The following is a 26829-nucleotide window of genomic DNA, read 5'->3' as shown; positions in this document are numbered from 1 at the left end:
ACAACTATCCTGCCATAGGGGGGTGACAACTAAATCACCACCATCAACTAATGACTGATATTCCTCTTTAATAGAGGTAGGACGATCACCAAACAAATTATCAACTTGCTTAGGACTAAGTACTTGGTTCTTTAAACGATGAAACTCAGGCTCAGAGATTTCTTCTTCGACCCATTTTGCCCAAAACTTCTCAGGCGTACCGCAGGTAGCATACAGACCGTCATTACCATTAACCGCTAGCAATAGCTGGCTATAGGCAAATAAATGTGGAATTTCTTTTTGATGTTGATTGCGGATATGCTGGGACACCGCCTGGGCGTTGGTCGATTGCCACTCTCTACTAGAGTCAGGGCGTTTGGCTTCGATCACTGCCAGCGGTAAACCATTCACAAAGCAGACGATATCAGGTCTACGACTGTTGGTACCTTCACTATTAAGTACTAACAGCTCTTCGGTCACGTGAAAGCTATTATTACCAATATTATTCCAATCTATCAAAGCGATGGTCTGCGAGGTTTTTTTACCGTCGATGAACTCAGTCACCGTCACGCCATACAGCATGGCGTTATAGAGCTTTTCATTGGCAAGCTGCAAGCCTAAGTTCATCGCTGGGTTGAGTTCGTGCATGATTTTATCAACGGCGCTGTCTGACAAAGGATGCGTCTGACCTTCAAACATAAAAGTTTGCTTGGCTAAAAACGCACGCATAACGGGCAGGAGCATCACTTGATTGGTGGCTTTATTATTGGCTTTACTTACAGCCACTTTTGCGCGCATGGCATTGCATTGACTTGGCGGAATAAACTCATAACCCAGCGTGGTGAGTAAGGTTAAGGCGGGAATCTTTGAGCTGAATTCTTCGGCGAAATTGATACTGTTAGTCATCTAACCCATCCTCGTAATACATTGATAACCACAGGCGCAAATGCTTCAAGTTTACCTTCTTCTAGTTGCGCCAATTCGTCTATCATTATATTTATCAGATAGTCATCTTCTATAGCATTCTCACCATATGTGAAAAGTATAGTATCGATAAATATTTTTCTTTGCTCATTCAAAGACTTATTGTTTAAATTTAATATACCGATGGTTTTTTGAGCGTCATCGGTTAAACCCACCACTCTACCGCTGAGCTTAAAATCTAAATCTGTTTCACATTCAACGTCGAAAGGCGTTAACGGTAATGTCTGTGACCCATGTGCATTATCGCACTGATTGGCCGTTGTACAACTGGCAACGATATTGGTGTAATCAAGGCTTTTATGAGGTGCTGTCTTTCTTGCTATGACATGCTCATTCATTGTATCGTCGCTGCTACCTGAGATTTGTTTGCAGCAGTAAGCACATAAATAAAACTGCTCTATGGTACATGCCAAACGGATATCTTGTCTTGTTTCAACCGTCAGATCACTATAGTTGCCTTGCTTATTGCGACGTTTAAACTGACTTAAACTTGCTGGCTCGAAACCTACTTGTTTACTTATTTTTCGCAAGCTGCAGCTCCTTTTTACGAAGCAGCAATCTTGCTTTGGCAAGCTCCATATTGCCTGCTGGCAGCTCACGACCTAGTGCTTGCATTAGCATCTTGGCATTATTGACATCACCGTCATGAATGGCATCTAATAAGTCATTAAGCTTACCATTAATATCAGGGTTACGAACGTCCGTGTCCATTGCCTCTAGCAATACGGTGTTAACGTCCGCACCATATAAAGGCGGCAATGCACCAATCTCACCATCACTTAGCAGATAGACCAATATGCCTTTTTGATCACTGATGACCAAAGGAGAATGGGTGCTAAGTATGATCTGACAATTGGGGAAAGTAGCCGTGAAGCGTGGCACAAGATTACGCTGCCAACTAGGATGCAAGTGCATATCGACTTCATCAATTAAGATAATGCCATCACCTTGTAGTGGGTCATCAAGAGCAGGATTCATCATCGCTAAACGACGGGCAATATCGCCTACCAATGCCATTAGTGATTTCTCTCCTTGCGAGAGCTGCATGACATTTAAGGGTTGACCGTTTTTATCGACTGCCATATGCAGTCGCGGCTTACGCTGAACGCGAATGTTGCTAAGGTTAGGCATAAACGCGGTAATAGCGGTTCTAACGGCATTTAGTTGTTTGTCTTGGTGTTCATATTCTATTTTCTTTAAAGAAGTTGAAAATCTATTTATGCGTTCAAACTTTTGTAAGACAGACTCTATATCTTCCTTATCTAAACTGTCGAGTCTCTCTTTATTACCAAAAACCATATCCTCTACCTTAGCAAAGTCTTCAATATATTCTGTTATAACTCTGCTAGAACTTCTATTTTGCTCCTCATTCTCAATATCTTCACGCTCACGAAACCATTCAAAAAACCGTCGAAAGTCCACGCCATGATTGAGCGCGCTGTCATAGCCATCTATTTGGTCAAAGTTATGCTTGTTTTTGATCTTTAGGGGAATATCTAAAACTGAACGCTCAACAGGATAGTAAGCGATCAGGGGCAAACTGGCATTGTCATTATCGGTAAGCTGCTGCCGATAGCTGTCTACCAGCTTATTAAGCTGGCCGAGCTGGCTTGATTTTTCGCTCTTGCGACCCTTACGTGCTTTGGCAAGTGTCCACTCATAGAATGACAGCTCGCTATTATTGCTACTCTGAGTTTGATCGGATAGCTGTAATGTGATGCTAGCGGCGGGTGCATTATCGAGGATAGACAGTTCATTGATCATGTTGCCGCTGCCTTTTTCATTCCGCAAGCGCGCGACAAACCAGCTGAGTGATGTCGCCAGCGCCTCTAATATTGAAGTCTTGCCAGCGCCATTGTTGCCGATGAATATGGTGACGTTTGAGGGGTAATCAGCGATTGGGGCAACGTCCACTTCAAGGTTTTCAAAGCGTCCTAGATTATTCAGCGTAAGTTTTTTTATATCCATAGTAATATCCAGTCGCTTTTTTGTGTGATCGAACTATAAATAACCTTATATCTCATCAGTATAACAGTGCGCTACTGTTTGTCGCTATAGTGGAGCGTCGGTCATATAGTATTATGAGCACGCATAAAAAATCGCCGTATCTTTATGTCATTATCTGAACAATTACGGCGACTCTTTAAAAAATTATATTCTTAAGATAAAATTACAATCTGTCGAAGATAGAGCCTTTTTGAGGTGTGAATAGTTTTTCATAAAACCGAGTAGCGTAATCATCAGTCATGCCAGCAATAAAGTCACATATAACCCTCATCTGTGCTGATTGTTCTGCTACTTTTGAAATACATAAACCCTCTTTTTCCAGCTCTTTTATTTTATTACTTGATAAGTAATTTTCGGGCATTTCTAATGCATCCGCTCCCGCTTGAACCCAAACATCTTTGGTGCTTTTAGGTAAAAAACGTTCTGGGTCTTCTGATAAAACTTGAAATAACTCTATTATCAGCTTTTGTCCTTTAAACTCTAACTGCTGAACGTTTTCATCTTTTATAACCAATTTATAGACGATATCAAATATATGAGTTCTTAACTGCTCTACGCTACCATCAAGTTTGACTTCATACCGCAACAGCCTGTTTTTACATCTTGATCCGTTATCTGTAATAACTACATTTGTAATCATTAAGTTGACCAAACAACCAATAGCACTTTTACGTTCATAGCTGTGATCACTAAATAGCCTAGCAGTGATATTGTCAAATAACAATTTCTTATTATTAAGCTCATTTGCTACATTATTGAATAGCTTTTTTTGACCTTTAAAATGTTTTTCCCATTGAGATTGGTTGATCATTCCCAAAGATAGAGCGTCTTCTAAGTCATGAAGACTATACGAGATATTATCTGCTAAATTCATGATTGAACAGTCAAGTGATTTAAAGCATGTTTTTCGATGCTTGCCATCTTCGGACTTGTGTTTGGTAAACCTTTTTATATCTTTTCTAGAAAAACCGTCAAAGATAAAGTCAGCAATATCTTGGTCTGCATCGTGATAGCATTTTGGCGGCTTTTGTGTGTCTGCTGCAAATAACCAATATGGACTCTCATGTTTGTCTGTTTTCTTCTTATAGACGCTATTATTCACAAGCTCTGAATATGGTACTGGATATTTTAGAACGCCAAGTAGCATTCTTCTTGTAGGATTAAGACCGTACTTTGCATGATACTTATCTAAGTTACCCAAAATTCTTAATGTTTGACCATTACCTTCAAAGCCGCCATATTCACGCATGCAGTAATTTAGCGCTACTTCACCACCATGACCAAATGGTGGATGACCAATGTCATGAGCCAGACAAATGGCTGTAATCAATGACATATTGGGCAGGTAGGTTTTATACTGTTTAAATTGCTTGTCTTTCTTAAGATACTGAACAATACCTCGACCAATTTGCGCAACCTCCATAGAGTGAGTCAGCCGAGTACGATAGAAGTCACTTTCACCCAAACCTAGTACTTGTGTTTTGGATTGTAATCTTCTAAACGCAGCTGAATGAATCAGTCGAGCTTCGTCTCTATCATACTCATTACGTACGTCCTTTGTGCGAGATACAGCGGGCTCACGGCGCTGCTTCATTTTTTTATAATCAATATCTTTTCTCATATCTAACTCACGCCTTATTTCTTTTAATTATGAAATGCTATAAATAAGCTCACACTCACAGGTATCACAATACCCCAAAACCATTTCCAATGTTCCAAATACCATTTAAAGAGACACCTAACCATTTTAGCAGTCCAATGAACTTCATGATTAAAGCCGATGATAAAAACATTTGAATTAGGATCATTCTCGTAGAGAGTGTGAGAGCCGTTATACCATGCTTTTATTGCATCACATATTTTTTTAATCATTTGTCATGCACCCTTTCGCCTTGTCAAAATTAGCATTTTTTACCCATCAATCACCACCCGCTTTTTACCCATCAACAACACCTGCATCAGCGCCTTTTTCTCTTGCTGCAAATCAGCCAATTGCTGCTCAAGCAATTCAATTTCTTTATCGGCATTGGTTAACACGGTGGCGATTTTTTGTTGTTCTGGAATAGAAGGCAAGTTGATCTTAACTGCATAAACTAGTTCGCTACTAATATTACTAACTACTCCACCTGCTGCTAACCGTTTGTATTGTCTTTGAATCAACTCTGAGCTTAAAATTTGAATTAGAAAATTGACATCTATATTTTTCTCAAATTTTCTAATGACGAACCAACCATCATGGATATATCCATCAATATTCAAAATATATGGTTTGCCGTAGCTCATTGAATTTGAAAGAACTACTTCACCTTTAAATACTTTGCGTGATTTTTCAGCACCTTCTTTCGTAATTCTCTCTTTTGTGGAGTTAATATATAAACCCTCACCTTTTGTATCTCCGATTTTTATCCAATTTACACCGTCTTCGCTATCTGTCATATATTTGACAATAGGTCTAGGAGAGCTACCTCTATCAAGTTTTAATATATTTTTAAAGAGCCTACTTTCCCACTCACCCGCAAACGGTTTCCCCGACTCATCAAGCAAACGCTTTTTACCCGTCAGTAATTGCTGCATCAACGCTTTTTTCTGTTGGGTACTATTGTCAATCAAACGCTCAGTCGTGCTAATCGCTCTATCCCAAGTCGATAGGATTTTAGCGATCTTTTGTTGTTCTAGGAGAGGTGGAATTTGAATTTCTAAATCAAGGTATTCTGGGGTGCGGATGTGGACTTGGGTACTTCCGACCATAATCCTTTGCATTACTTTTCTATAAAAAGATGTATTACTTAAATATGAAAGGTACTTTTTATCAAGATCATCATTAAGTTTTAGCCCGTATATTCCTTGAGATAGAATATATTTTTCTTCACTAGTAAAATTAACTACCGTTCCTATAGTTGGTCCGGTTGGAACAAGATCTCGAAGAGTAGTTATAGTATAAGAATTATCTACAATAGAACGCTTGTTATTACTAGCAAATTCATTAGTACAATAGGTAGGGCTTTCAATCAACAATTCGCCAGTAGGCTGGATAGCTTTTTTTGGTATGACAGGAAATCCAACATCACTGAAGTCACTTGGACGTAGTGCAGCACCACCTTTATGCCCTAAAACATAAGAACCTATTTTTTTAGAAGTCCAGTCTAAAGGTGTTTCTTCTTTAGCTAATAGTCGCATAGATCAATACCCCAAACTTTTTAAAAAATCTGCCATCTCAGTCTCTAATTTATCGAGTTCAGCTTTTAACTCAAGACGCTCATTACGCACCGCATCTAGATCAATCTCTGCTTCTTCTTCAAACGTATCGACATAGCGCGGAATGTTTAGGTTAAAGTCATTATCGGCTATCTCATCAAAGCTCGCGAGATACGCGTATTTATCGACGCTTTCACGCGCTTTATACGTCTCAATGACTTTAGCAATATTGGCATCGGTGAGCTGGTTTTGGTTTTTACCCGATTTAAACTCATTGCTGGCATCGATAAACAACACCGTATCATCTGTTTTATTCTTTTTGAACAGTAATATCGCGGCTGGAATACCCGTCCCAAAGAACAGCTTTTCGGGTAAACCAATCACCGTATCGAGCAAGTTTTCTTCTATGAGTTGCTGACGGATTTTGCCTTCACTAGACGCACGGAACAGCACGCCATGCGGTACGACCACGCCCATGCGACCAGTCGCAGGTTTGAGCGTTTCGATCATATGACTGATAAACGCATAGTCGCCCTTGGTCTTGGGCGGTACACCGCGATGGAAGCGACCATAGGGATCGCTACTGGCATCGTCATGACCCCATTTATCCAATGAAAACGGCGGGTTGGCAGTCACCACATCGAACTGTAATAAGTTCTTGCCGTCTTTGTCCAGTAGCAGCGGATTGCGGATGGTATCGCCCCACTCGATACGGTGGTTGTCCTCACCGTGTAGGAACATATTCATTTTGGCCAGTGCCCATGTCGAGCCAATGGCTTCTTGACCGTATAGCGCATACTTCTTAGAATTTGAGTTTTTGCGTACCATCGCCCCGCATTTAATGAGTAGCGAGCCTGAACCACAAGCTGGATCACAGATTTCATCACCCTCAACAGGCTCAAGGATAGTCGCTAGCAAATTCGATACTTCGGGCGGCGTATAGAACTCACCAGCCGTCGCGCCACTACTTGCCGCAAAGTGCTTGATTAAGTACTCGTACGCATTGCCAATCACATCGAGGCTACCGACACGCTCGGCGGAGAGGTTCAAAATCTCTTTGCCAAAGTCTTCTAATAAGTGGCGTAATAGCTCGTTCTTTTGCTTTTCTTGACCCAATTTATCAGTATTAAAGCTAATATCTTGGAAGACGTTTTTAAGCTTGGTGCCGTTGGCTTCTTCAATGGCATGTAGCGCCTCGTCGATACGCTGACCGTTGCCCGGCTGATGACGCTGCTCGTATAGATCCCAAAAGCTTGCGCCCTCAGGCAACACAAAACGCTGCTTTGCCATCATGGCGTGGATCAGCTCTGGGTTGTCGCCAAACTGCTCGACCAGCTTGATGTACTCATCGCGATAGACATCTGATAAGTACTTGAGGAACAGCATGGTTAAGATAAAGTCTTTATAGGTGTCGGCGCTGATGACCCCGCGAAAGGTGTCACAGGCGTTCCAGACGGCTTTGTTGATATCGTCTTGATTGATTTTGCTAATATTATTAGTGGTTCTGGCAGGCATTTATTATTCCTTAACGCGCTGGAAAATTATGAATAGTTATAGTGAGGTAATGATAGCAGGGTCCAAGAGAATTGGCAGATGTCATTGCTGAAAAATTTGATTCTATTAACTCTATAAGGGTATTAAGCAGTATCGCGAAGTGGATTAATATTACCGTCGAGTTTAGCTTTTCATTTGATGCCTTAGATTAAACTTATCTAGCCTTCTTAGTTTTAAATTAGCGCGGCTTGTTTTAATAGAGTTATTAAATAATAAAATAAATGTTTGTTCAGTTCCGATATTCTTTGCTAAATTGTTGCTAACATGTTAAATTTATTGATTTTCATAAAACAAACATTGGTTCATTAATAGTGTAAAAATACTAATGGCCAATGTTTGTTTTTATGTTGATATAGGGATTCAATATGAATGGTAGTAGTAGGGTCAAAAGTTATCACTACATATCAAGTGATGGTAAAACTATAGGGCCAATCACTGAAAAAGAGGTCAAAAAGCTACTGTTAGAAGAAAACATAAATATAGATACACTAGTTTGGGATGGTAATGGTGATTGGAAGCCTATAAAAGATACAGATTTAGCAGAGGGTATAAGTTCTATTACGCCACCGCCACCGCCACCGCCACCGCAAAATCAAAGCACAGGAAATAATTCTAGAGACATAGGAGGGCTTACAAATAGTCTAGCTTGGGGAATAGCCCTCAGTTCATTTGTTAGTATTATCTTAGGATTAATAGCATATATAGCAGCTATTATAATGGCTTTCATAGATCATAAAAAATGCAAAAAACAAGGCATAGATATCTCACCAAAATGGATGATTTTTATACCTATATTGTACCTTTGGAAAAGATCCAAAAAATTTGAAGATAATAAGAAAATATTTTGGATTGGCTGTGCAGGTATAGTCGTTTCTGTTTTATTCATATTCTCCGAAATAGGCAATCTTTCTGGAAATAGTTATATAGAAGAAAATTCTTGTGAGCAAGTTACTGACATGGTGAGGTTCGGTTCTTATATAACTGGTTTAGATGAATTTGGGGGCGATAATGTAAGATGCGAAGAAGTTAATGTAGATCTTAAAATTTCTGATAGTAAATACTATGCTACAGCTATATTGAATACTGGTGACGCCATAGATATCACTATACGTACTGATGGTGATCAAGTACAAGCATCAATAGGTAGAGAATAATAATCAATCAAGTACAGTATTAGTGAGAAATTTATGAAAAAACTATTAATGTTAACTTCAATACTTCTACTAACATCATGCTCAGATAATGAAGGTGATACTGGCTTTATAGCTAATGAAGCTGATATTTCTGAAGAATACATTCATGACGAAGTAAAATCTAGTTTTGATTTTGAAGAGTATAATGAATTTCCAGATTATAACGTAGAGGATACAAATGACTTTCTTAATAAACTATTAGTGGTTAGCTTGTTAACTGATGACCTAGATGATAATGACAAAAATATCATAAGTCGTATTGCATTAGGAGATGATGAGTACGAGAGACGGTTTGGTGAAGTAGGTGACAATCCCTTTAAAAGAGAAGATATTACTGAAAGCACTTATCAAGAAGCACAAAATTACGGTAATTCTATTAGAGATAATAGAAAATTCGTTTTTGATATAGATCATGATGACTATTATTATCCTCACTATGATGAGGTAGCAGAAGAGGATAAGAAGTTAATCACAGCTATCGCAACGGACTATAATAATAATGAGCCTCCACTTAAGAGCTATAGCATTGACGGGCAGTACTTTCCATTATTTGGTGTCAATAGTATATCAATCAACTTAGAGACAAGAGAGGACATAGATGGTAGGAAAATAACTAAATACGGTAACCCTCCCAAACATAAGACACCTAGTAAATAGAGTTAAGCTACCTGATTGAGTTTCTGTATCGGTGTAAAACCGCCATTGCCCATGTTCGGGCGCTCATGATTATAATGGTATAACCAGTTTTTTGCTTGTGCGCGTACCTGCTCTAGATTATCAAACAGCTCCTGATTTAACCAATCATAGCGCATCGTTCTGTTAAAACGCTCCACATAAGCATTTTGCTGTGGATTGCCAGGTTCAATATAGCTTATCGTAATGCCTTGATCATAAGCCCATTCTTTTAAGGCATTGCTGATGTACTCAGGGCCGTTATCACATCTTATCTGAATCGGCTTACCTCGGTACTCAGTGAGCTGATTTAGACTGCGTATGACCCTTTGCGCCGGTAGTGAGAAGTCGACCTCAACGGTGAGTGCCTCACGGTTGTAATCATCAATCACGTTGAACAGTCTAAAGCCGCGGCCATCCGTTAAGCCGTCGTGCATAAAGTCCATGCTCCAGCTTTGGTTGAGCTTATCAGGTACTGCTAATGGTATTGGTTTAGCACGTTTAATGCGACGCTTGGGCTTGATTCTAAGGTTGAGTTCAAGCTCACAGTAGATGCGATACACTCGCTTATGGTTGTATCGCAGCCCCATCACGTTACGTAGGGTTAAGAAGCACAAGCCAAAGCCCCAGTTCTTATTCTGGGTAGTCAGCTCTATAAGCAAGTCCGCTATCTGCTTATTCTCATCCGTTGCTACTGACTTGTGATAATAGCAGGTGACGCTGATGTTAAAAATACGGCAAGCACGGCGTATGCTAATGCGACGCGCTTCAATATAGTGACAAGCTAGCTGCCTGCGCCTTTGGGGCGCTACCACTTTTTTGTCATGGCATCCTGTAGGATATCTGACTTAAGACATTCGTCAGCATACATCTTCTTAAGACGTGCATTTTCAACTTCAAGTTCTTTTAAACGCGCAATTAAAGAGGCATCCATGCCGCCATACTTTGAGCGCCAGTTGTAAAAGGTACTTTGGCTGATGTTATGCTCGCGGCATAGCTCGGTGATAGGAACGCCTTGTTCAGCTTGTTTTAGGATATTAACGATTTGGTTGTCGCTAAAGCGTGTCTTTTTCATAGGATTCTCCTGCTGATATATTTTAGCAGCTAATCTCTATTTCTAGGTGTTCTTATTTATTGGGGGGATTACCATACCAGCATGTTCTTGATGAGCCTTATTATATACGTATGAGTAAGCTATATGTTAGTAGCAGAGAAAAAGCCGAAAAAATACAAGACCTAATAGATAAGAAAGAGTTAGGAATGGCAGGAAAAGTTTATGTCGAATTCATATATGATGAGATTTCCATGTCGAACTCTTCTGCTCCTTATAAAATAAACGGTATTGTATTAGATTTCTATGACAAAAATACTAATGAAATACTTGAAAGCGCTCAAGAGTTCAGATCGTTGTAGTTACAGTTAGAGATAACGGTATCAATATATTTACCAACAAATATATTGATACCAAATATATTCTTAACTATGTTAAAGTTTAAAGTAACATATTGATACAATTTATTATGAGATAAATCCTATTATTTGCTTTGTATCTAACACTATAATGCTGTTGGTCTATTTATTGGTCTAATGCGCAGTAAAAAATATATAAACACAATAAAATCAATAACCTAGCCCATTAGTTTGACTTCCTCCTTCACCGCCAATCTTATCAAAAGCTAGTTTTCCTATTTTGTCCTACCCTATCCTAAATACCCATTGAAACCTTTATAAATAACGCGTCTAGCGTTTTTTTTATGTCTGCTGTTTTCCCAATCTATCCGAACATAACCCACCTATCCCGTGGCTTGTGTTGGTCTGCTGTTTTTTAGACCTCACAGTATGAACTGCTCTAAGAATCTCGTCGGTAGGTTTACTTGAGCTCGTCATTTTGAACCAGAAACGCGAGAGGCTCTATTTTTAGAACCGTAAAAATCAGCTGGCAAGAACTCTTTGATATTTACGCCTGACAAATAAATCCGGCTTTGCCTTTAGTACATGAAGCCCTAATATTCCAATTGATCTATTGATTGAGCGCGCTTCAGACACGACAAAAGCATTACTATGAATTGTTTATCTCTACATCTAGAGAGATAGCTTATAATACTACGACCATGATCCGTCCTATAATAACTTAGACAGTTTGGTTGATAGTAAAAACAACAGCAGCAATTAAACAAGCGGTGGCAGTACAACGATAAAAATTTATTCATTCTACAATGCCGAAGGATGACCGCACGACTTTAGAAGAAACTAAGGTAGGAATACCTACTAAAGATCTGCACCGAAAACACGGTAGGTACGGGATGAAGCACACATTTAAATAAAAAGGGATTTATAAAATGAAAGGGATTACACGTTTCTCGAATAGCTTGATGGAAAAATATCTACCAGATCCGTTTTTATTCGTCATTATCTTAACAGTGGTTATTTTTGCACTGGGTTTAGGGTTAACTGACTCATCACCGGTACAGATGGTGGCGTTTTGGGGTGAAGGGTTTTGGGCGTTACTCGCATTCTCCATGCAAATGGTGCTGGTATTAGTCACAGGTTTTGTATTGGCCAGTAGCCCGATATTTAAAAAAGGGCTGGGTAAATTGGCCAGTTTGGCAACGTCACCCGGCAGTGCGATTGTCTTGGTCACCTTGGTATCGCTTGCAGCAAGCTGGATCAACTGGGGTTTTGGCTTGGTTATTGGGGCTTTATTTGCCAAAGAGTTGGCAAAGCGTGTTGAGCATGTTGATTACCGCTTATTAATTGCCAGTGCCTATTCTGGATTTATCATTTGGCATGCTGGATTTTCTGGCTCCATTCCATTATCCATTGCCACAGAGGGGCATCCATTCGCGGATAAAATCGGCATTATTCCAACGAGTGCAACGATTTTTGCCAGTTATAATTTAATCATCGTTGTGGCGTTAGTGATTATCGTCCCATTACTAAACCGTTTGATGATGCCAAAAAAAGAAGACACAATCGCCGTCGATCCTAAACTTCTCGTTGATCCGATCATGGATGAGCTGCCAGCAAAATCGGAAATGACACCAGCCGAGCGTCTGGAAAACAGCTGGATAATATCTATGATTATCGGTGCACTTGGTATTGCCTTTATCATTTATTATTTTGTCCAAAATGGCTTTGCGTTGACGCTCGACTTGGTTAATTTTATGTTTTTATTCCTTGGAATTATATTCCACGGAACGCCTCGCAAGTATTTGATTGCCGTTCAAGAAGCTGTCAGAGGAGCGGGTGCCATCATCGTTCAATTTCCGTTTTATGCAGGAATCATGGGAATGATGACAGCCTCTGGTTTGGCAGGAGTAATGTCAGAGGCCTTCGTCAACATTTCAACGGCAGATACGCTGCCACTTTTCGCGTTTTTAAGTGCAGGGCTTGTCAATTTTTTTGTCCCCTCAGGTGGTGGGCAATGGGCAGTTCAAGCACCCATTATGTTAGAAGCAGCAGAAATGCTGGGTAGTGACCCTGCAAGAGTGGCCATGGCAGTTGCATGGGGTGATGCTTGGACAAACATGATCCAGCCGTTTTGGGCATTACCAGCCTTAGCAATTGCTGGACTAAAAGCCAAAGATATCATGGGTTTTTGTGTGATTGTATTGGTTGTCAGTGGTGTTGTGATCGGCTTAGGATTGTTGTTTTTATAAATGTCATTTAAAGACTGAAAAAATCTGGCCTTGCCTTTTTTATGGGTGAGGCCTTTTTTATGGGTAAAGGTATCAAGGTGACTCAAAAGGAAATTTTCGTAGTCCAATTGGGAAATTTCTGAGTTAGCTTTCACGCCTCACTCTTTGATGAAAAAATGTTTTACGTGTGGTTGATTGGCCAAACTCTTCTCTCCAAATCCTTCCGCTTTCCCTATTCCTTTATAGACCCAACTTCCCACGTAGTCATTCGTCAAAATCTCTGCCCTCTCATTCTCTTACCCATCATTAACCACTATAGTGAATTTTATTCATTTTTTATTTAATTTACATCGTTTTTATTCATGTAATGATTCAGGCATAATTCACCTCATACACAAATTTGGTTTTATCTCAAATAACAAGATTGGTTTAGGGTGGCAGATTATCATGAGTAAAGAATTTACCTGTTCAATTAAGCGCATTCGTTTTGATGAAAATTATCATCCTGCAGACAGCACGCGTCTGACCACTAACTTTGCGAATTTGGCGCGCGGCGAGCATCGCCAAGAGAATTTACGTAAAACATTGAGAATGATAAACAACCGTTTTAACGCTTTGGCGCATTGGGATAACCCAACAGCAGACCGTTATTCTGTTGAAGTTGACATCATTTCTGCAGACATGGATATCGAAGGTAATGGCCATACCTTTCCTGTCATCGAAACGCTGAAAACAACGATTGTTGATCATAAAGACAACACCCGTATTGACGGTATGATCGGCAACAGTTTCTCCTCTTATGTGCGCGATTACGACTTTAGCGTCGTACTGCTCGAGCATTTTGATAAAAATCCAGCATCTGCGCCACCAGAAGATTTTGGTGACTTACATGGCAAATTATTTCAATACTTATTGAACTCAGAGGCATATAAAGCCAACTTTCATAAAAAACCGGTGATTTGCCTCAGCGTGTCAACCAGTAAAACCTATTACCGTACGGCCAATCAGCATCCTGTATTAGGGGTTGAATATAAGCAAGATGACTACTCGTTAACCGATGCGTATTTTCACAAAATGGGCTTAACCGTTCGTTACTTCATGCCTGCAGATAGTGCTGCGCCATTAGCGTTTTATTTCGCCGGTGATTTGTTGAGTGATTACACCAATTTTGAGCTCATCAGTGCGATAAGCACTATGGAGACATTCCAAAAAATCTACCGACCTGAAATTTACAATGCCAACTCAAGCGCAGGTGACGTGTATCAACCAAGTTTGACCTACCAAGATTATTCACTAACTCAAATTGTGTATGATCGTGAAGAGCGTAGCCAAATGGCAGTAAAGCAAGGCAAGTTTACAGAAGAGCAATTCATCAAACCTTACCAAGACATTTTAGAGCAGTGGGCTGCCAGCTATTCTGTGGAAAAAGGTGCGCTTAAAAAATATGCTGCCTAACTGTCCGATATGTAAAAAATTAAAATATAAAAACAAAATGTGAAAAATGGATCAATATGAAACTATTATTACCGACATCTACCGCTGGCAGCTTACCAAAACCATCTTGGCTAGCAGAACCTGAGAAAATCTGGTCACCTTGGGCACTAGAAGGCGCGCACTTGATTGAAGCCAAACAAGATGCGCTACGTTTGACCCTGCAAGAACAACTGCATGCAGGCATTGATATTGTCAGTGATGGCGAGCAGACCCGTCAGCATTTTGTGACCACTTTCATCGAACATTTAGATGGCGTTGATTTTGAGAGGCGCAAGACCGTACGCATTCGTAATCGCTATGAGGCCAGTGTGCCCTCAGTCGTGGGTGCGGTAAGCCGTCAAAAACCTGTATTTGTTGACGATGCTAAATTTTTACGTCAACAAACCGATCAGCCTATCAAATGGGCACTGCCAGGTCCGATGACGATGATTGATACCTTGTATGATGGTCATTATAAAAGCCGTGAAAAATTGGCTTGGGAGTTTGCCAAAATTTTGAATCAAGAAGCCAGAGAGTTAGAAGCGGCTGGCGTGGATATCATCCAGTTTGATGAACCAGCATTTAATGTGTTCTTTGATGACGTCAACGACTGGGGGATTGCCACATTAGAGCGAGCAATCGAAGGACTAAAGTGTGAGACGGGGGTGCATATCTGCTACGGCTATGGCATCAAAGCCAATAACGATTGGAAAAAAACACTGGGTTCAGAGTGGCGTCAATATGAGCAAGCCTTTCCTAAATTGCAGCAGTCGAATATTGATATTGTCTCTTTAGAGTGTCAAAACTCCCATGTACCCATGGATTTGATTGAGCTGATTCGCGGTAAAAAAGTGATGATTGGCGCCATTGATGTGGCAACCAATGCCATTGAGACCCCCGAAGAAGTGGCAAATACGCTACGCAAAGCACTGCAATTTGTCGATGCTGACAAGCTCTATCCTTCGACCAACTGCGGTATGGCACCGTTGTCTCGCGACGTGGCACGAGGCAAGCTGGCAGCATTAAGCGCTGGCGCAGCCATCGCTCGTCAAGAGCTGACCGTTTAGTTTTATTCATAAGCCCTAGCTGGTTTGAGCTGATAAGTGACCTCAGTTATCAATGCACTTAAAGATTTAAAATTTAGGAGTTAAGCCATGATTGAAGCCACCGGTTTTAGAGATGCCATGTCTTTGTTAACAACCGCGGTCAATATTGTTACCACAAAAGGCCGCACTGGTGCACACGGATTTACCGCCTCTGCGGTGTGTAGCGTCACCGACACACCGCCAACCTTGCTGGTTTGCATGAATCAGACGTCCCGCTCACATGCCCATTTTATTGAGAATAGAACGTTAAGCGTTAATGTGTTGGGCGCACAGCACGAGCCAATATCCAACGCTTTTGCCTCTAAGTTGAGTTCGCAAGAGCGATTTGAATATGGCTCTTGGAGTACGTTAATCACAGGCGCTCCCGTCTTAGAAGATGCGTTGGTCAGCTTTGATTGTGAGATTGAGGACATTCAGCAAGTGGGCTCGCACAGCATCTTTATGTGCCGGGTGGTCGCCATCAGCCAAAGTGAGCAAGCAGAAAGTTTGGTGTATTTTAATCGTGCCTACTCTCGAGTTGGTCAAGTGGACCAAGTAGAAATCGCTTAAGTTAGCTTTTAAACTGACTTATTATCACTTAACTAAAACAACCATCGCACTAACTCTAAATAAGAAGCAAATATCCCGTGGAACTAATCATTTTTTTAATTATAGGCGCGCTAGCAGGATTTGCTGCGGGGCTATTTGGTGTGGGCGGTGGCACAATTATCGTGCCATTATTATTTATCGTCTTTACGCAAATGGGTTACAGTCCTGACAACATCATGCACTTAGCATTAGGTACGTCATTGGCGACCATCATTATCACCTCTATCAGCTCGTTAATGGCACATAATAAGAAAGGCGCCGTCATGTGGCCTGTTTTTAAAAATCTGGCACCAGGCTTAGCGGTTGGCTGCTTTTTAGGGGCAGGCATAGCAGGACAGATATCTGGGCTGTACCTCCAACTTATTGTTGGGGTGTTTTTGCTTTGGGTCGCCTACAAGATGTTTTTCGGTGGCAAAAAACAGCTCACAAGTCATGCTACCAATGCGAGTAGTGCCAATGATGCTAATACAGAACTGCCTTCAAAACCTAAGCAATTGGCAGCAGGTGGGGTTATCGGGATTGCCTCTGCCATTTTCGGTATCGGTGGCGGCAGCTTAACCGTACCTTATCTCACTCGTTATGGTGTGGTCATGCAAAAAGCCGTTGGTACGTCAGCTGCGTGTGGCTTACCTATCGCCATTGCCGGTGCATTAGGGTTTATGTTCTTTGGGATGCAGCAGCAAGTCAATGTGCCCAATACCATTGGCTTTGTGCACATTTATGCCTTTTTAGGAATTAGCATTATGAGCTTTTTTACCGCTAAGCTCGGTGCAAAAGTCGCCCATATACTATCGCCAGCGCTTTTAAAGAAATGCTTTGCAATATTACTAACTGTCGTGGGGTGTTACTTTATTTTTAAGGGAGTGCTTTGAGTACATTCTTCCTACTCTAGCATCACTTTGGATTGCGTTGCGATAATGTCTAAGTGGCTGGTAACGTCTTCTTCAGTTGATACTTATTATCTCCTGCTGCCTGAATGATTTTTATAAAAATGAGACAAAAGAAATGAGACAAAGACTATAAAAGCAACATAGTCGAGATAAAATTTTTATCAAAATCGGCGCTGATCGATCCATGAAAGGTGTCACAAACATTCCGTATGGTTTTATTAACACTGTCCTAGTTGATCATTTTATGCGCAGTGCTGGCAGAGATTATTTATTTCTTATCGCGCTGGAAAATTGCTGGTTGTTATAGTGCTGTAATAACAGCAAGGTCTAAGACGGTTGGCAGATGTCTTTGCTTAAAAATTGGATTATAGTAGATATTGATAATATTTATTTAAACAAATTGAGGGATTAAACCATGAAAACACTAGGATTGTGTGTGCTCACAGGGCTGGGATTAAGCGCTTGTGCTGGCGGTATGAATGGTGGGGCACTAGGTAATACCAATCAAAACAATATCGTTACGCAGTATCCTATTGAGACTGCTATGCTCAATATTTATACCAAACAACGGAGCGAAAAATTGGTGGCCGTTATAGGCAATCAAAGCGTCTCAGCAGACATCCAAGTTACGCCTAAAGGCAGCATGCGCTTCAACAATAAACCCGTACAAGGGGCCGAAGTAAACACGATCAATAAAGTAAACAACCAAATCACTGATCAGTCCGTCGCTATCAACTACTTTACCTTGAACCCATTGGTGTTTCATGGATTTACTGACAGTACGGGCAAGTATTCACTATCGAACCAAACGAGCACTATACCTAAGATGGCTACCATTGGTGACTCAAGCGCATTAATGACTGAAAATGTCTACGCGGACAACAGCATGCGCACAAAAATAGGCACTTACCACCAAGACTGGTCTCTGACTCGAGATACCAATAACACGGCATGGTTCTGTATAGAGACGTCAAGCAACTTGCTACTCAGCTATGATCCTGCAGGTACTTCCTCAGAATGCTACAAGATCAATGCCAAAGGCGATATTCTAGCGAGCAAGGTAACTATCAGTCAGCCTGCTAGTAATGGTACTAAACCGGTGACGTTTACTAGTCAGTAGTAGTTATCTTTGTTGCAGAAAAAGTCACATAAAAAAAATAAGAAAGATGGCGCCTTTAATTGGGGCCATCTTTTGAAGAACAAATCACCTAGATAAGCCATGTACGCTCTCTGTGTGACGGCTTATCTCGTGAATAAAAACAGAAATCCATCAGTCATGCGCGGCTTGCCATGCTCCCATTGACCCTAGGTAGATATCAATGTTTTCAAAACCACGACTAGCAAGCCATCCTGCCGCTACTGTCGCTCGAGCACCACTGGCACACATTACTGTATAGTGGCGGCTCGGATCGAGTTCTCGCCAACGTTCATTTAGATGCCCAACATAGATATGCTGTGATCCTTCAATCGCAGTGGCATTTCGTTCATCGATATCGCGAACATCAAGCAGTGTCCAGCATTCAGCGTTATTAAGACGATCCTCAACCTCAGACGTGCCGATCATAGGAGTTTGTTGTATCTTTTCACCCTGTGCAGCAGCCGGTACCACGCCCACATAGCCACCCACTACATTATCAAGGGCGATTCGTACCAGATGCTCCATGGCAGTAGCAAGCTGCTCTTCATCAGAGGCAATCAGTGCGATGCTTTGTCCTTCTTGCACAAACCAGCCAGCAAACGCAGGGAGCATATTCACAGGCAAACTCATTGATCCAGGCAGGTGCCCTGAAGCATAAGCCATCGGCTCGCGAATATCGATAAGATGATCAGCATCACAGCTGTTCAGTTGATCAAGCGAAAGGTTACGCGGGCGCATCACGGTTGGCGGCGCATCACCACCTTCCATATTGAGGCGCTCCATCAGTCGAAAATAGGGCGGCTGATAATGATTTTCACCAACCTTAAACTCAATAAAAGCATCCCGGTCGGTAATCTGTAAACGCGGGTTATTCAATCTCTCGTGACCAACGGTAGAGAACTCACGCTCTGCCATGCCTGACCCGCAGACGGACCCGGCACCGTGCGCTGGGTAAATGATGGCTTGATCACCTAAAGCAAGGATATCTTGTAGTGAGTCATAAAGCAGACCTGCAACTTCTTTGCGGCGATTAGGATAGAAATCAGTACGGCCAACATCACCAACAAACAGGGCATCACCAGTAAAAACGCCTACCGCCTTCTCTGGATAAGCACTATCAAACAGAGCATAAGCAAGGTGGTCATCAGTGTGGCCGGGCGTTTCTAGTACACGGATTTCAAGTTGACCGAGAGTAAAGCAATCACCGTCACGTGCGGTCTGCGCATAGGCAATCGGTTTCTCTGGATTGGGACCATGCAGTACCGATGCGCCCGTCAACGTTGCTAAGATCGGCGCGCCAGAAACCAAATCTTCATTACGATGCGTCTCAAAGATATGAGTGATCTGAAGTCCTGCTGCTCGTGCCTTCTCTACATATATCGCACAATCACGACGTGGGTCGATCACCGCGGCCTGCCCGCCTGATCCCACTAGATAAGATAAATGTGAAAGACCAGGTGTTTTAATCTTTTCTAATAGCATAGCCTTGTCCTTATTATTAAATCAACTAAACGCCTGCTCTTGACAGATAAACACTGTTAGAATGACGCGAAGCCACGGTATTTAATAAAACTAGCACACACTCAAGGCAGCAATCAATATACAATAACATATATTAACCTGATTATTTTTAAGACTCTCTACGCTTCTGCCGTATGGTTCGGCCACCGTTTCTGTGGTTTGAACTCACTTAGTGCCTTATACTTTGTTAGATTTCAATTTTTATCCTTATATATCCTTAAAAACGATATTGCTAATGCTTGATATTAATGAGCATCCAAGCTTTACTCGGCATCAGGTTTGTCATGCACGCCGAATTTTTCTATCATCGCTTGGCTTGCTTCATTGAGACCTATCAGCTCAACGTCAGTCCCTTCGCGGCGAAACTTAATCATGACTTTGTCTATGGCAGCGACGGCCGTCACATCCCAAAAGTGCGCTCGCGATACATCAATGACCACTTTAGAGACAGACTCTTTGATATCAAATGAGTCAATCAAGCGCTCAGCTGATGAGAAAAAAACTTGTCCATCGACCTGATAATAACGCGTTCGTTCTGCTTCATCCAATTGCGTATGCACACTCATATAACGCTCAATCTTATTGGCAAAGAACAGGGCTGATAGCAATACACCAATGAGCACGCCGTACGCCAAGTTATGAGTCGCGACCACTACCGCAACCGTGGAGATCATGACGATATTACTTTGTAATGGCTTCGTTTTTAGCTCTTTAAAAGAACCCCAGTTAAACGTACCAATTGACACCATGATCATCACAGCGACTAATGCTGCCATTGGAATAATCTTTAACCAGTCGCTTAAGAACACCACCATCAATAATAAAAACACCCCAGCCACCAAGGTCGATAGACGGGTATAACCGCCAGATTTTACATTGATGATAGACTGTCCAATCATGGCACAGCCCGCCATACCACCAAAAAAACCACTGACGACATTGGCAATACCTTGACCTTTACACTCTTGGGTGCGATCACCTTTGGTATCGGTCAAGTCATCCACAATGGTCATGGTCATCATAGACTCAAGCAAACCGACGATCGCAAGACTGATGGCATACGGCAAAATAATGAGTAGAGTATCTAAGTTTAAAGGAATATCAGGCAGTAAAAATATGGGTAAAGTATCCGGTAGCTGACCCATATCATTGATGGTGCGCGCCTCTGCGCCTAATAAAATGGCGACTGCCGTCACCAGTACAATACTGACCAGCGGTGACGGAATCACTTTGCCGATTTTTGGGAGGTAGGGATAACCATAGATGATCACTAGACCGAGAGCCACAAGACCATAGACGTGTACTAAGTTTGAGCCGTCTTGCGGCATCAGCTCCGGAATCTGCGACATAAAAATCAAAATCGCCAAGGCATTAATAAAGCCTAAAACAACAGATTGAGAGACATACTTCATCAAATTACCCAGCTTTAAAAAGCCAAAGATAATTTGTATGACCCCTGTCAATACACTGGCAGCCAGTAGATATTGCAAGCCATGCTCTCTCACCAGCGTGACCATGAGTAGTGCCATTGCACCAGTTGCGGCCGAAATCATCGCCGGACGCCCGCCAACGAACGCAATCACAACGGCAATACAGAACGACGCGTAAAGACCCACTTGGGGATCGACACCAGCAATGATAGAAAACGCAATGGCTTCAGGAATAAGGGCTAACGCAACGACCGTACCAGCTAGGACGTCGGCTCTAACATTGGATAACCAATGCTCTTTAATGGTATTTAACATGTTGAACTCAGTTTTTAGAAACTGCTTTAGTCTGTCAATAATCGCGATATTTAAGATAAGAAATATCTAAAATAAGAGATACTTAAAATCAAAGGTCTAACACATTTTTAGCTAGGCACAACGCCCATTAAATAACGAATACAAAAATGTGAACCATCATATTGAGCGAGTTATTGTCACAACTTGCCTTTAATAGCTTGCTCTTAATAACTCAATAGATAAATCGATTATGGATACAGACATTAAAGCCGTGCACGTGCACAGGAAAAAGCGTCAGACGCTCTATGAGAGTAATTGCTATAGGGAGCAATTATTTACTGAGGAGGGGGAGAGACAACTAGATTGGCATATTCATCTTTATAGTAAGGTTTACATCGCATGACATGCTGTGACTTTGTTACTATTATAACTAGGCCTATAACTAGGCGCCACAGCAATATCCTTTTAATAATGGCACTAATGTTAGCACACTAGCACATTCAAAGTAAGACACTATCAGACTGGCAGCGATGCTGTCGGATAAAAAATAGACTCTACACGCTCATCATTTTGCCAGAAAAGAAAACCCTAGGCCGTCATTGAAAAAGCTTAGGATCAAGTAGAACCTCAGTACTTAGTCATCACTATCCGCGGTGCGGGCTTGACTGCGAATGATATTACCAGTCGTGCTATCAATAACGATTTTATAAACCTGATTGTCTTTACCAATTTCAACCTTATAGACAGGTTTGCCAAAATCTGTCTCGAACTCAGCTTCTAGCACGGTACCTTTTAGGGTTTGGTTGGCCTTGCTGATGGCTTGCGTCAAGGTAAGTTTGGCTTGTTTCATGGCTTTGTATTCTGCCATATCTTCTTTATCTAAGCGCTCTACTTCCTCTTTTGTGACCTTACCTGTATTGGCGTGGACTTTTACTTCCTGTTCATTATTATTGGTAATAATTTTGATCTCGTAATTTCCATTTACCGTACGATCTTCTTGATCATACCCTACACTGACGATGTCCCCTTTCACTGCCTTATTGGCGAGTAACAGCGCTTGCTCTAGATCAATCTTACTCTGTGAAGCCGCCTGTAGCTCACTGCTCGGTGCCTTGGTGGTAGCAGCTTGACTGACTGCCACAGTTACCACACTGATACTGGCCATACTTAGTGCCATTACGAGAGGTTTGCTCAATGTTGATAGTTTTTTCATAGTGTTATCCTAGAGTGCTCCAATTTTTCTAAAGACTGTTTATGAGTTTAGACAGTGCCGTGCAACCTGCCTACCTTCATAAGATATTGATTTCGATTTGAATAATGACATAGAGTCAATTGGGATGTCTAAGTGATTTATGCTGTCAAAGCGTAACTGCTCGATTTATTTAGAGATGCCACGCTTCGACTACAGCTATGAAAATACTGGGGTTTTTAGTGATAACAAACGCTATTTAACAAGCGCTCTTTGCAAAACATAAACCACAAATCTGGCCTCAGTCCTAAACGCCTCTTTTTCAACGGTGGCCACTAACGCTTGTCTTTTCTCACTTTTGGCACGATAGGCATACGGGGTCATGGTCATTAGATCAGCCAAATCATCGGCTGACAAAGACATCTCAGCACTGACGCGATAAGTATTCATCAGAGTAAAATATGGGGCTAATTCTTGTAGGAACTTATCTGAATCGTGCTCGCGGACGCTATCAAATAACGCCTCACGCATTGACGCTAAATGCCCCTCATCTGGTTTGGCAATGATTAAATAGCCATTGTCAGTCAACACCTCAGCAAAAGCCTTAGGCAAAATCGGACTAAAAATACTGCTGATACCCGTCATACTGTGAGCACGTAACGGTAGATGAGCGGCGCTCGTTACGAGGGGATAAATGGCGGTTGCCTTGTCGGTGTTATCTGTGTTTTTCTGATACCAAAGCCTTCCCGCCGCCTTGCTCTCTTTCGCCAATTCAACCAATGCAGGCTTGCTGATGTCAGCTGCGATTAAGGCATCTATGGTATCTGGCGTTATTTTTGCCATAGCCTGCGTGTAGTAGCCCTCACCGCAACCGACATCTAACCAATTAACAGGCATGTTATGCGATGTCGCTACTGGCTCACGCTGCGCGAGTAACTGCCCCATTGTCTGACCAATTAACGCTTGCAACTTTTTATAATGTCCCCTATTCAAAAAGCGCTTTCGCGCCTCGATAGACGCTTGGCTATCACCTGGGGCCTTGGACTTCTTTTGTTGCACGGGCAACAGGTTGACATAGCCTTGCCGTGCCACATCAAAAGTATGGACGGTTTGTTTAGAGTTTAAGCTGCCATCACAGCGCCACGTATCTAGCGCGGGCTGTAGTGGTGATTGACAAAGCGGGCAAACAAATAAGGACACAAGCATCTCAAGATCATCGCAATATGGCGAGTATTTTAACAAAGTTCAGACTCGCTAAGTAATAAAAGGCGCAATAAAAAAGCCACCTCAATCACATGTGAGATGGCTTTTGATTGAATGATAAAACCATCAATCAGGTATGTCTGCTTTAACGCAGTTTGAGCGTCATTAACCCAAGGATGACCAATATGATGGCAATGATCCAAAACCTTGCCACCACTTGCGTCTCTTTCCAGCCAATTTCTTCAAAGTGATGATGCAGTGGTGCCATACGAAAGACGCGTTTTTTGCGCAGTTTATACGAACCAACTTGTAACATCACTGACAGTGCTTCGGCCACAAATAGCCCGCCCATAATCGCAAAGGCAATCTCTTGCCGCGTCATGACGGCTATGGTACCGAGCATCGCACCCAGTGCTAGCGCCCCAACATCACCCATAAACACTTGCGCTGGATGAGCATTGAACCATAAGAAACCAAGTCCGGCGCCAATCATCGCACCGCAGACAATAATCACTTCAGAGTTGTAAGCAATATAAGGCACATGCAAGTAATCAGCAAAACGTACGTCGCCTGACACATAAGCCATGGCACCCAGACCTGCCGCGACCAAGACCACAGGCAAAATTGCCAAGCCATCCAAGCCGTCGGTTAAATTAACAGCGTTAGACGCGCCATTAATCACAAAATACGTAAAAATAATAAAACCAATACCAAAAGGCACCGCCGAAAACGGAATCATCCAATCCTTAAAGATGGGCAATAACAAGTCTTGCATCTCACGAGTGGTGGCGACATCTGGTTGGAGCGTCGCGATATAATACAAAGAAACGCCGACGAATAACGCCCCCATGGATAACCAAAAGTACTTTTTGCGCGCGATTAACCCTTTCGGATCTTTGTATTTAATCTTGAGCCAATCATCCGCCCAGCCGACTGCGCCAAAGACAACCATCACAACGAGCAAAATCCAAACATACGGATTGTTCAAACGAGCCCACAGCAAGGTCGATACCCCAATCGCGCTCAAAATCAGCACCCCACCCATGGTCGGTGTGCCAGTTTTGGCCAAATGCGATTGCGGACCATCATTGCGAATGGCCTGACCATACTTAAGCGCCCGTAGACGCCGAATGACACGCCCGCCAAAAATCATGCTGAATGCGAGGGCGGTAATGACCGCGAGTAACGCACGTAGCGTGAGTGAGGAAACCGCAGAAAACGGTGTATAATACTGGCCAAGCCAGCCAAACAACCAAACTAACACCGCCTACTCCTCTACTAGCGCATGAATAAGGGTTTCCATCTGCATGGAACGAGAGCCTTTGAACAGCACAGTGCAAGGCTGAGACTGTTGCGCCTGCAAATACGGTTGTAAATACTGTAGTAAAAGGTCTTTATCGGTAAAAGCATGGGCACTGATATCAGAAATCTCTTGCGCACCCGCCACAGTGTAAGGCGCATATTCACCAACACAAAGCAGTACGTCAATACCAGTAGTCGCAATCGTACGTCCCAAGCTTTGATGTTCGCTAACGGCTGCGTCACCCAGCTCTCCAATGTCTCCTAACACCATAACCTGTATTCCCGTTTGCGCCGCCAGTACTTTTGCAGCTGCACGCACCGAGTGTGGGTTGGCATTATAAGTGTCATCAATCAGGCGATGCATCCCAAGCAGCTGACTGTTTAAACGGCCTTTAGCAGGGCGCGCATTTTCTAGCCCAATCACAATGTCACTCGCAGCAATATTTAACGCATGCGCACAAGCAGCAGCGGCTAACGCATTGTTGACGTTATGCTCCCCTGCGAGCGGCAAATTGATGTCATGTAATTGGTTGCCAATATGCAGTTTAAACTCACTACGCTCAGGCTCTACATCCAAGTGACTCGCACTCACGTCGGTATTACCAAAACCAATGACATGCGAGGTGTATTTTTCAGCGATACGGCGTAGCTGGTTGGTAAAATCATCTTTGTCAGGAACAATGGCAAACTGCGTGTCTGATAAGGTGTGATAAATCTCCGCTTTGGTTTGGCAAATGCCTTCACGACTACCAAACTCACCCAAATGGGCGGTACCAATATTTAAGATACAGGCCACGTCAGGCTGGACAATCTCAGTGGTATAAGCAATCTCGCCAATATGATTGGCACCCAACTCTAAGATGGCATAACGATGATGATCTGACAGCTCAAGAAGCATCATCGGCACACCCAAATCATTGTTTAGATTACCACGGGTAATCAATGTCGGTGCCAGTCGGCCAAAGATACTACCGAGCATCTCTTTACAGGTGGTCTTACCGCTAGAGCCAGTAATCGCAATCACGGTCAAGTCTTTATGCTGCTGGCGACGATACGCGGCCAATTGGCCGAGCGCCAAACGTGTGTCTTTCACCACCAACTGCGGAATACTCGTAGAAATAGGACGCGAGACGATAGCAGCGACCGCGCCTTTTGATGCCGCCATGTTGATATAATCATGACCATCAAAATTCTCACCACTGAGCGCCAAAAAGATGTCGCCGTTTTTTATGGTGCGCGTATCGGTGGCGATACGGTTACTCACCACTGCGTTTTTTGCTAGCTCTGACTGCCCGGTACTTACTTGCTCTTCTGAGAGCTGCCAATGCCCAGCAAGTGCGGTTGTCGCTGCGAGCAAATTGTCTACTTGCCACACATACAGCCCTTGTGACTGGATGGTGTTATCGTTATCGGCTGTCATAGTGCTTACCTTATATGATGACTACTTATTTTTTATATTTGAATTTTTTGTGA

The 26829-nt window shown here is 42.3% G+C and carries 22 protein-coding genes; 9 read left to right on the top strand and 13 right to left on the bottom strand.

Features of this window, described 5'->3' with window-relative positions; translation table 11 throughout:
• The 6 genes from B2P60_RS06755 to B2P60_RS06730 form a co-directional block, all read right to left on the bottom strand.
• The coding region (locus B2P60_RS06755; protein ID WP_286740175.1) for a type I restriction endonuclease at positions 1 to 885 on the bottom strand (885 nt) is incomplete at its 3' end.
• Entirely contained in the window at positions 882 to 1493 is a 612-nt protein-coding gene (locus B2P60_RS06750) for a TIGR02646 family protein (RefSeq protein WP_201567295.1), read from the bottom strand. The genes B2P60_RS06755 and B2P60_RS06750, both read right to left, overlap by 4 nt.
• Positions 1477 to 2931 carry an AAA family ATPase gene (locus B2P60_RS06745; RefSeq protein WP_286740174.1) on the bottom strand — a complete coding sequence of 485 codons (1455 nt, stop codon included), beginning with the start codon at positions 2929 to 2931 and terminating at the stop codon, positions 1477 to 1479. The genes B2P60_RS06750 and B2P60_RS06745 overlap by 17 nt, the downstream gene beginning before the upstream one ends.
• A gap of 202 nt (positions 2932 to 3133) precedes the next feature.
• Complete coding sequence (locus B2P60_RS06740) at positions 3134 to 4591, bottom strand: anti-phage deoxyguanosine triphosphatase (protein ID WP_286740173.1); 1458 nt, start codon at positions 4589 to 4591, stop codon at positions 3134 to 3136.
• A 290-nt stretch (positions 4592 to 4881) separates the two neighbouring features.
• Positions 4882 to 6147, bottom strand: a complete 1266-nt coding sequence (locus B2P60_RS06735) for a restriction endonuclease subunit S (RefSeq protein WP_286740171.1) — start codon at positions 6145 to 6147, stop codon at positions 4882 to 4884.
• A 3-nt stretch (positions 6148 to 6150) separates the two neighbouring features.
• The gene (locus B2P60_RS06730; protein WP_286740169.1) at positions 6151 to 7680 is read right to left on the bottom strand and encodes a type I restriction-modification system subunit M; all 1530 of its coding nucleotides are present in this window, start codon (positions 7678 to 7680) and stop codon (positions 6151 to 6153) included.
• Between the two features lie 404 nt (positions 7681 to 8084).
• Between B2P60_RS06730 and B2P60_RS06725 the strand changes: the two genes are divergently transcribed.
• Positions 8085 to 8873: a DUF4339 domain-containing protein gene (locus B2P60_RS06725; RefSeq protein ID WP_286740168.1), complete on the top strand. Its 789-nt coding sequence runs from the start codon at positions 8085 to 8087 to the stop codon at positions 8871 to 8873.
• A gap of 33 nt (positions 8874 to 8906) precedes the next feature.
• A complete protein-coding gene (locus tag B2P60_RS06720; protein WP_286740166.1) occupies positions 8907 to 9569 on the top strand; it encodes a hypothetical protein in 663 nt (220 codons plus the stop codon).
• Between the two features lie 2 nt (positions 9570 to 9571).
• Here the strand turns inward: B2P60_RS06720 and B2P60_RS06715 are convergent.
• A protein-coding gene (locus B2P60_RS06715) for an IS3 family transposase (RefSeq protein ID WP_286740165.1) occupies positions 9572 to 10659 on the bottom strand; the annotation gives its coding sequence in 2 pieces (ribosomal slippage) (positions 9572 to 10407 and positions 10407 to 10659; 1089 coding nt in all).
• Positions 10660 to 10769: 110 nt separating this feature from the next.
• Between B2P60_RS06715 and B2P60_RS06710 the strand changes: the two genes are divergently transcribed.
• The 7 genes from B2P60_RS06710 (at position 10770) to B2P60_RS06680 (ending at position 18399) form a co-directional block, all read left to right on the top strand.
• Positions 10770 to 10997, top strand: coding sequence for a hypothetical protein (locus B2P60_RS06710; RefSeq protein WP_286740163.1), 228 nt, complete (start codon positions 10770 to 10772; stop codon positions 10995 to 10997).
• Between the two features lie 926 nt (positions 10998 to 11923).
• The gene (locus tag B2P60_RS06705) at positions 11924 to 13243 is read left to right on the top strand and encodes a short-chain fatty acid transporter (RefSeq protein WP_193006513.1); all 1320 of its coding nucleotides are present in this window, start codon (positions 11924 to 11926) and stop codon (positions 13241 to 13243) included.
• Between the two features lie 426 nt (positions 13244 to 13669).
• A complete protein-coding gene (locus B2P60_RS06700) occupies positions 13670 to 14677 on the top strand; it encodes a DUF1852 domain-containing protein (protein WP_286740161.1) in 1008 nt (335 codons plus the stop codon).
• 56 nt (positions 14678 to 14733) lie between these two features.
• On the top strand, positions 14734 to 15762 hold the full coding sequence (locus tag B2P60_RS06695) for a methionine synthase (RefSeq protein WP_286740159.1): 1029 nt from the start codon (positions 14734 to 14736) through the stop codon (positions 15760 to 15762).
• 87 nt (positions 15763 to 15849) lie between these two features.
• On the top strand, positions 15850 to 16350 hold the full coding sequence (locus B2P60_RS06690) for a flavin reductase (protein WP_230710315.1): 501 nt from the start codon (positions 15850 to 15852) through the stop codon (positions 16348 to 16350).
• Positions 16351 to 16427: 77 nt separating this feature from the next.
• Positions 16428 to 17261 carry a sulfite exporter TauE/SafE family protein gene (locus B2P60_RS06685; RefSeq protein ID WP_230710313.1) on the top strand — a complete coding sequence of 278 codons (834 nt, stop codon included), beginning with the start codon at positions 16428 to 16430 and terminating at the stop codon, positions 17259 to 17261.
• Between the two features lie 433 nt (positions 17262 to 17694).
• Complete coding sequence (locus tag B2P60_RS06680; protein WP_286740155.1) at positions 17695 to 18399, top strand: hypothetical protein; 705 nt, start codon at positions 17695 to 17697, stop codon at positions 18397 to 18399.
• Between the two features lie 150 nt (positions 18400 to 18549).
• On the opposite strand, the gene B2P60_RS06675 is transcribed toward B2P60_RS06680, so the two are convergent.
• From B2P60_RS06675 to B2P60_RS06650, 6 genes are all read right to left on the bottom strand, one after another.
• Positions 18550 to 19899, bottom strand: coding sequence for an MBL fold metallo-hydrolase (locus B2P60_RS06675; RefSeq protein ID WP_286740153.1), 1350 nt, complete (start codon positions 19897 to 19899; stop codon positions 18550 to 18552).
• Between the two features lie 302 nt (positions 19900 to 20201).
• Complete coding sequence (locus B2P60_RS06670) at positions 20202 to 21683, bottom strand: SulP family inorganic anion transporter (RefSeq protein WP_286740152.1); 1482 nt, start codon at positions 21681 to 21683, stop codon at positions 20202 to 20204.
• A gap of 613 nt (positions 21684 to 22296) precedes the next feature.
• Complete coding sequence (locus tag B2P60_RS06665; RefSeq protein WP_286740150.1) at positions 22297 to 22875, bottom strand: PepSY domain-containing protein; 579 nt, start codon at positions 22873 to 22875, stop codon at positions 22297 to 22299.
• Between the two features lie 231 nt (positions 22876 to 23106).
• Positions 23107 to 24057: a putative RNA methyltransferase gene (locus tag B2P60_RS06660; protein WP_286740148.1), complete on the bottom strand. Its 951-nt coding sequence runs from the start codon at positions 24055 to 24057 to the stop codon at positions 23107 to 23109.
• A 142-nt stretch (positions 24058 to 24199) separates the two neighbouring features.
• A complete protein-coding gene (gene mraY, locus B2P60_RS06655) occupies positions 24200 to 25318 on the bottom strand; it encodes a phospho-N-acetylmuramoyl-pentapeptide-transferase (protein WP_193006503.1) in 1119 nt (372 codons plus the stop codon).
• A gap of 3 nt (positions 25319 to 25321) precedes the next feature.
• Positions 25322 to 26776, bottom strand: a complete 1455-nt coding sequence (locus tag B2P60_RS06650; protein WP_193006502.1) for a UDP-N-acetylmuramoyl-tripeptide--D-alanyl-D-alanine ligase — start codon at positions 26774 to 26776, stop codon at positions 25322 to 25324.
• Positions 26777 to 26829: the final 53 nt, after the last annotated feature.

Source organism: Psychrobacter sp. UBA3068 (assembly GCF_002366815.1).
Lineage (GTDB): Bacteria > Pseudomonadota > Gammaproteobacteria > Pseudomonadales > Moraxellaceae > Psychrobacter > Psychrobacter namhaensis.
The sequence above is the reverse complement of the archived record's forward strand: the minus strand, read 5'-3'. Positions and strand labels throughout refer to the sequence as shown.

What these genes read in the sequence shown, in the direction of transcription:
- B2P60_RS06745 (WP_286740174.1), bottom strand. Translation starts at nt 2,931, where the DNA reads ATGGATATAAAAAAACTTACGCTGAATAATCTAGGACGCTTTGAAAAC.
- B2P60_RS06740 (WP_286740173.1), bottom strand. Translation starts at nt 4,591, where the DNA reads ATGAGAAAAGATATTGATTATAAAAAAATGAAGCAGCGCCGTGAGCCC.
- B2P60_RS06735 (WP_286740171.1), bottom strand. Translation starts at nt 6,147, where the DNA reads ATGCGACTATTAGCTAAAGAAGAAACACCTTTAGACTGGACTTCTAAA.
- B2P60_RS06730 (WP_286740169.1), bottom strand. Translation starts at nt 7,680, where the DNA reads ATGCCTGCCAGAACCACTAATAATATTAGCAAAATCAATCAAGACGAT.
- B2P60_RS06725 (WP_286740168.1), top strand. Translation starts at nt 8,085, where the DNA reads ATGAATGGTAGTAGTAGGGTCAAAAGTTATCACTACATATCAAGTGAT.
- B2P60_RS06720 (WP_286740166.1), top strand. Translation starts at nt 8,907, where the DNA reads ATGAAAAAACTATTAATGTTAACTTCAATACTTCTACTAACATCATGC.
- B2P60_RS06710 (WP_286740163.1), top strand. Translation starts at nt 10,770, where the DNA reads ATGAGTAAGCTATATGTTAGTAGCAGAGAAAAAGCCGAAAAAATACAA.
- B2P60_RS06705 (WP_193006513.1), top strand. Translation starts at nt 11,924, where the DNA reads ATGAAAGGGATTACACGTTTCTCGAATAGCTTGATGGAAAAATATCTA.
- B2P60_RS06700 (WP_286740161.1), top strand. Translation starts at nt 13,670, where the DNA reads ATGAGTAAAGAATTTACCTGTTCAATTAAGCGCATTCGTTTTGATGAA.
- B2P60_RS06695 (WP_286740159.1), top strand. Translation starts at nt 14,734, where the DNA reads ATGAAACTATTATTACCGACATCTACCGCTGGCAGCTTACCAAAACCA.
- B2P60_RS06690 (WP_230710315.1), top strand. Translation starts at nt 15,850, where the DNA reads ATGATTGAAGCCACCGGTTTTAGAGATGCCATGTCTTTGTTAACAACC.
- B2P60_RS06680 (WP_286740155.1), top strand. Translation starts at nt 17,695, where the DNA reads ATGAAAACACTAGGATTGTGTGTGCTCACAGGGCTGGGATTAAGCGCT.
- B2P60_RS06675 (WP_286740153.1), bottom strand. Translation starts at nt 19,899, where the DNA reads ATGCTATTAGAAAAGATTAAAACACCTGGTCTTTCACATTTATCTTAT.
- B2P60_RS06670 (WP_286740152.1), bottom strand. Translation starts at nt 21,683, where the DNA reads ATGTTAAATACCATTAAAGAGCATTGGTTATCCAATGTTAGAGCCGAC.
- B2P60_RS06665 (WP_286740150.1), bottom strand. Translation starts at nt 22,875, where the DNA reads ATGAAAAAACTATCAACATTGAGCAAACCTCTCGTAATGGCACTAAGT.
- B2P60_RS06660 (WP_286740148.1), bottom strand. Translation starts at nt 24,057, where the DNA reads ATGCTTGTGTCCTTATTTGTTTGCCCGCTTTGTCAATCACCACTACAG.
- B2P60_RS06650 (WP_193006502.1), bottom strand. Translation starts at nt 26,776, where the DNA reads ATGACAGCCGATAACGATAACACCATCCAGTCACAAGGGCTGTATGTG.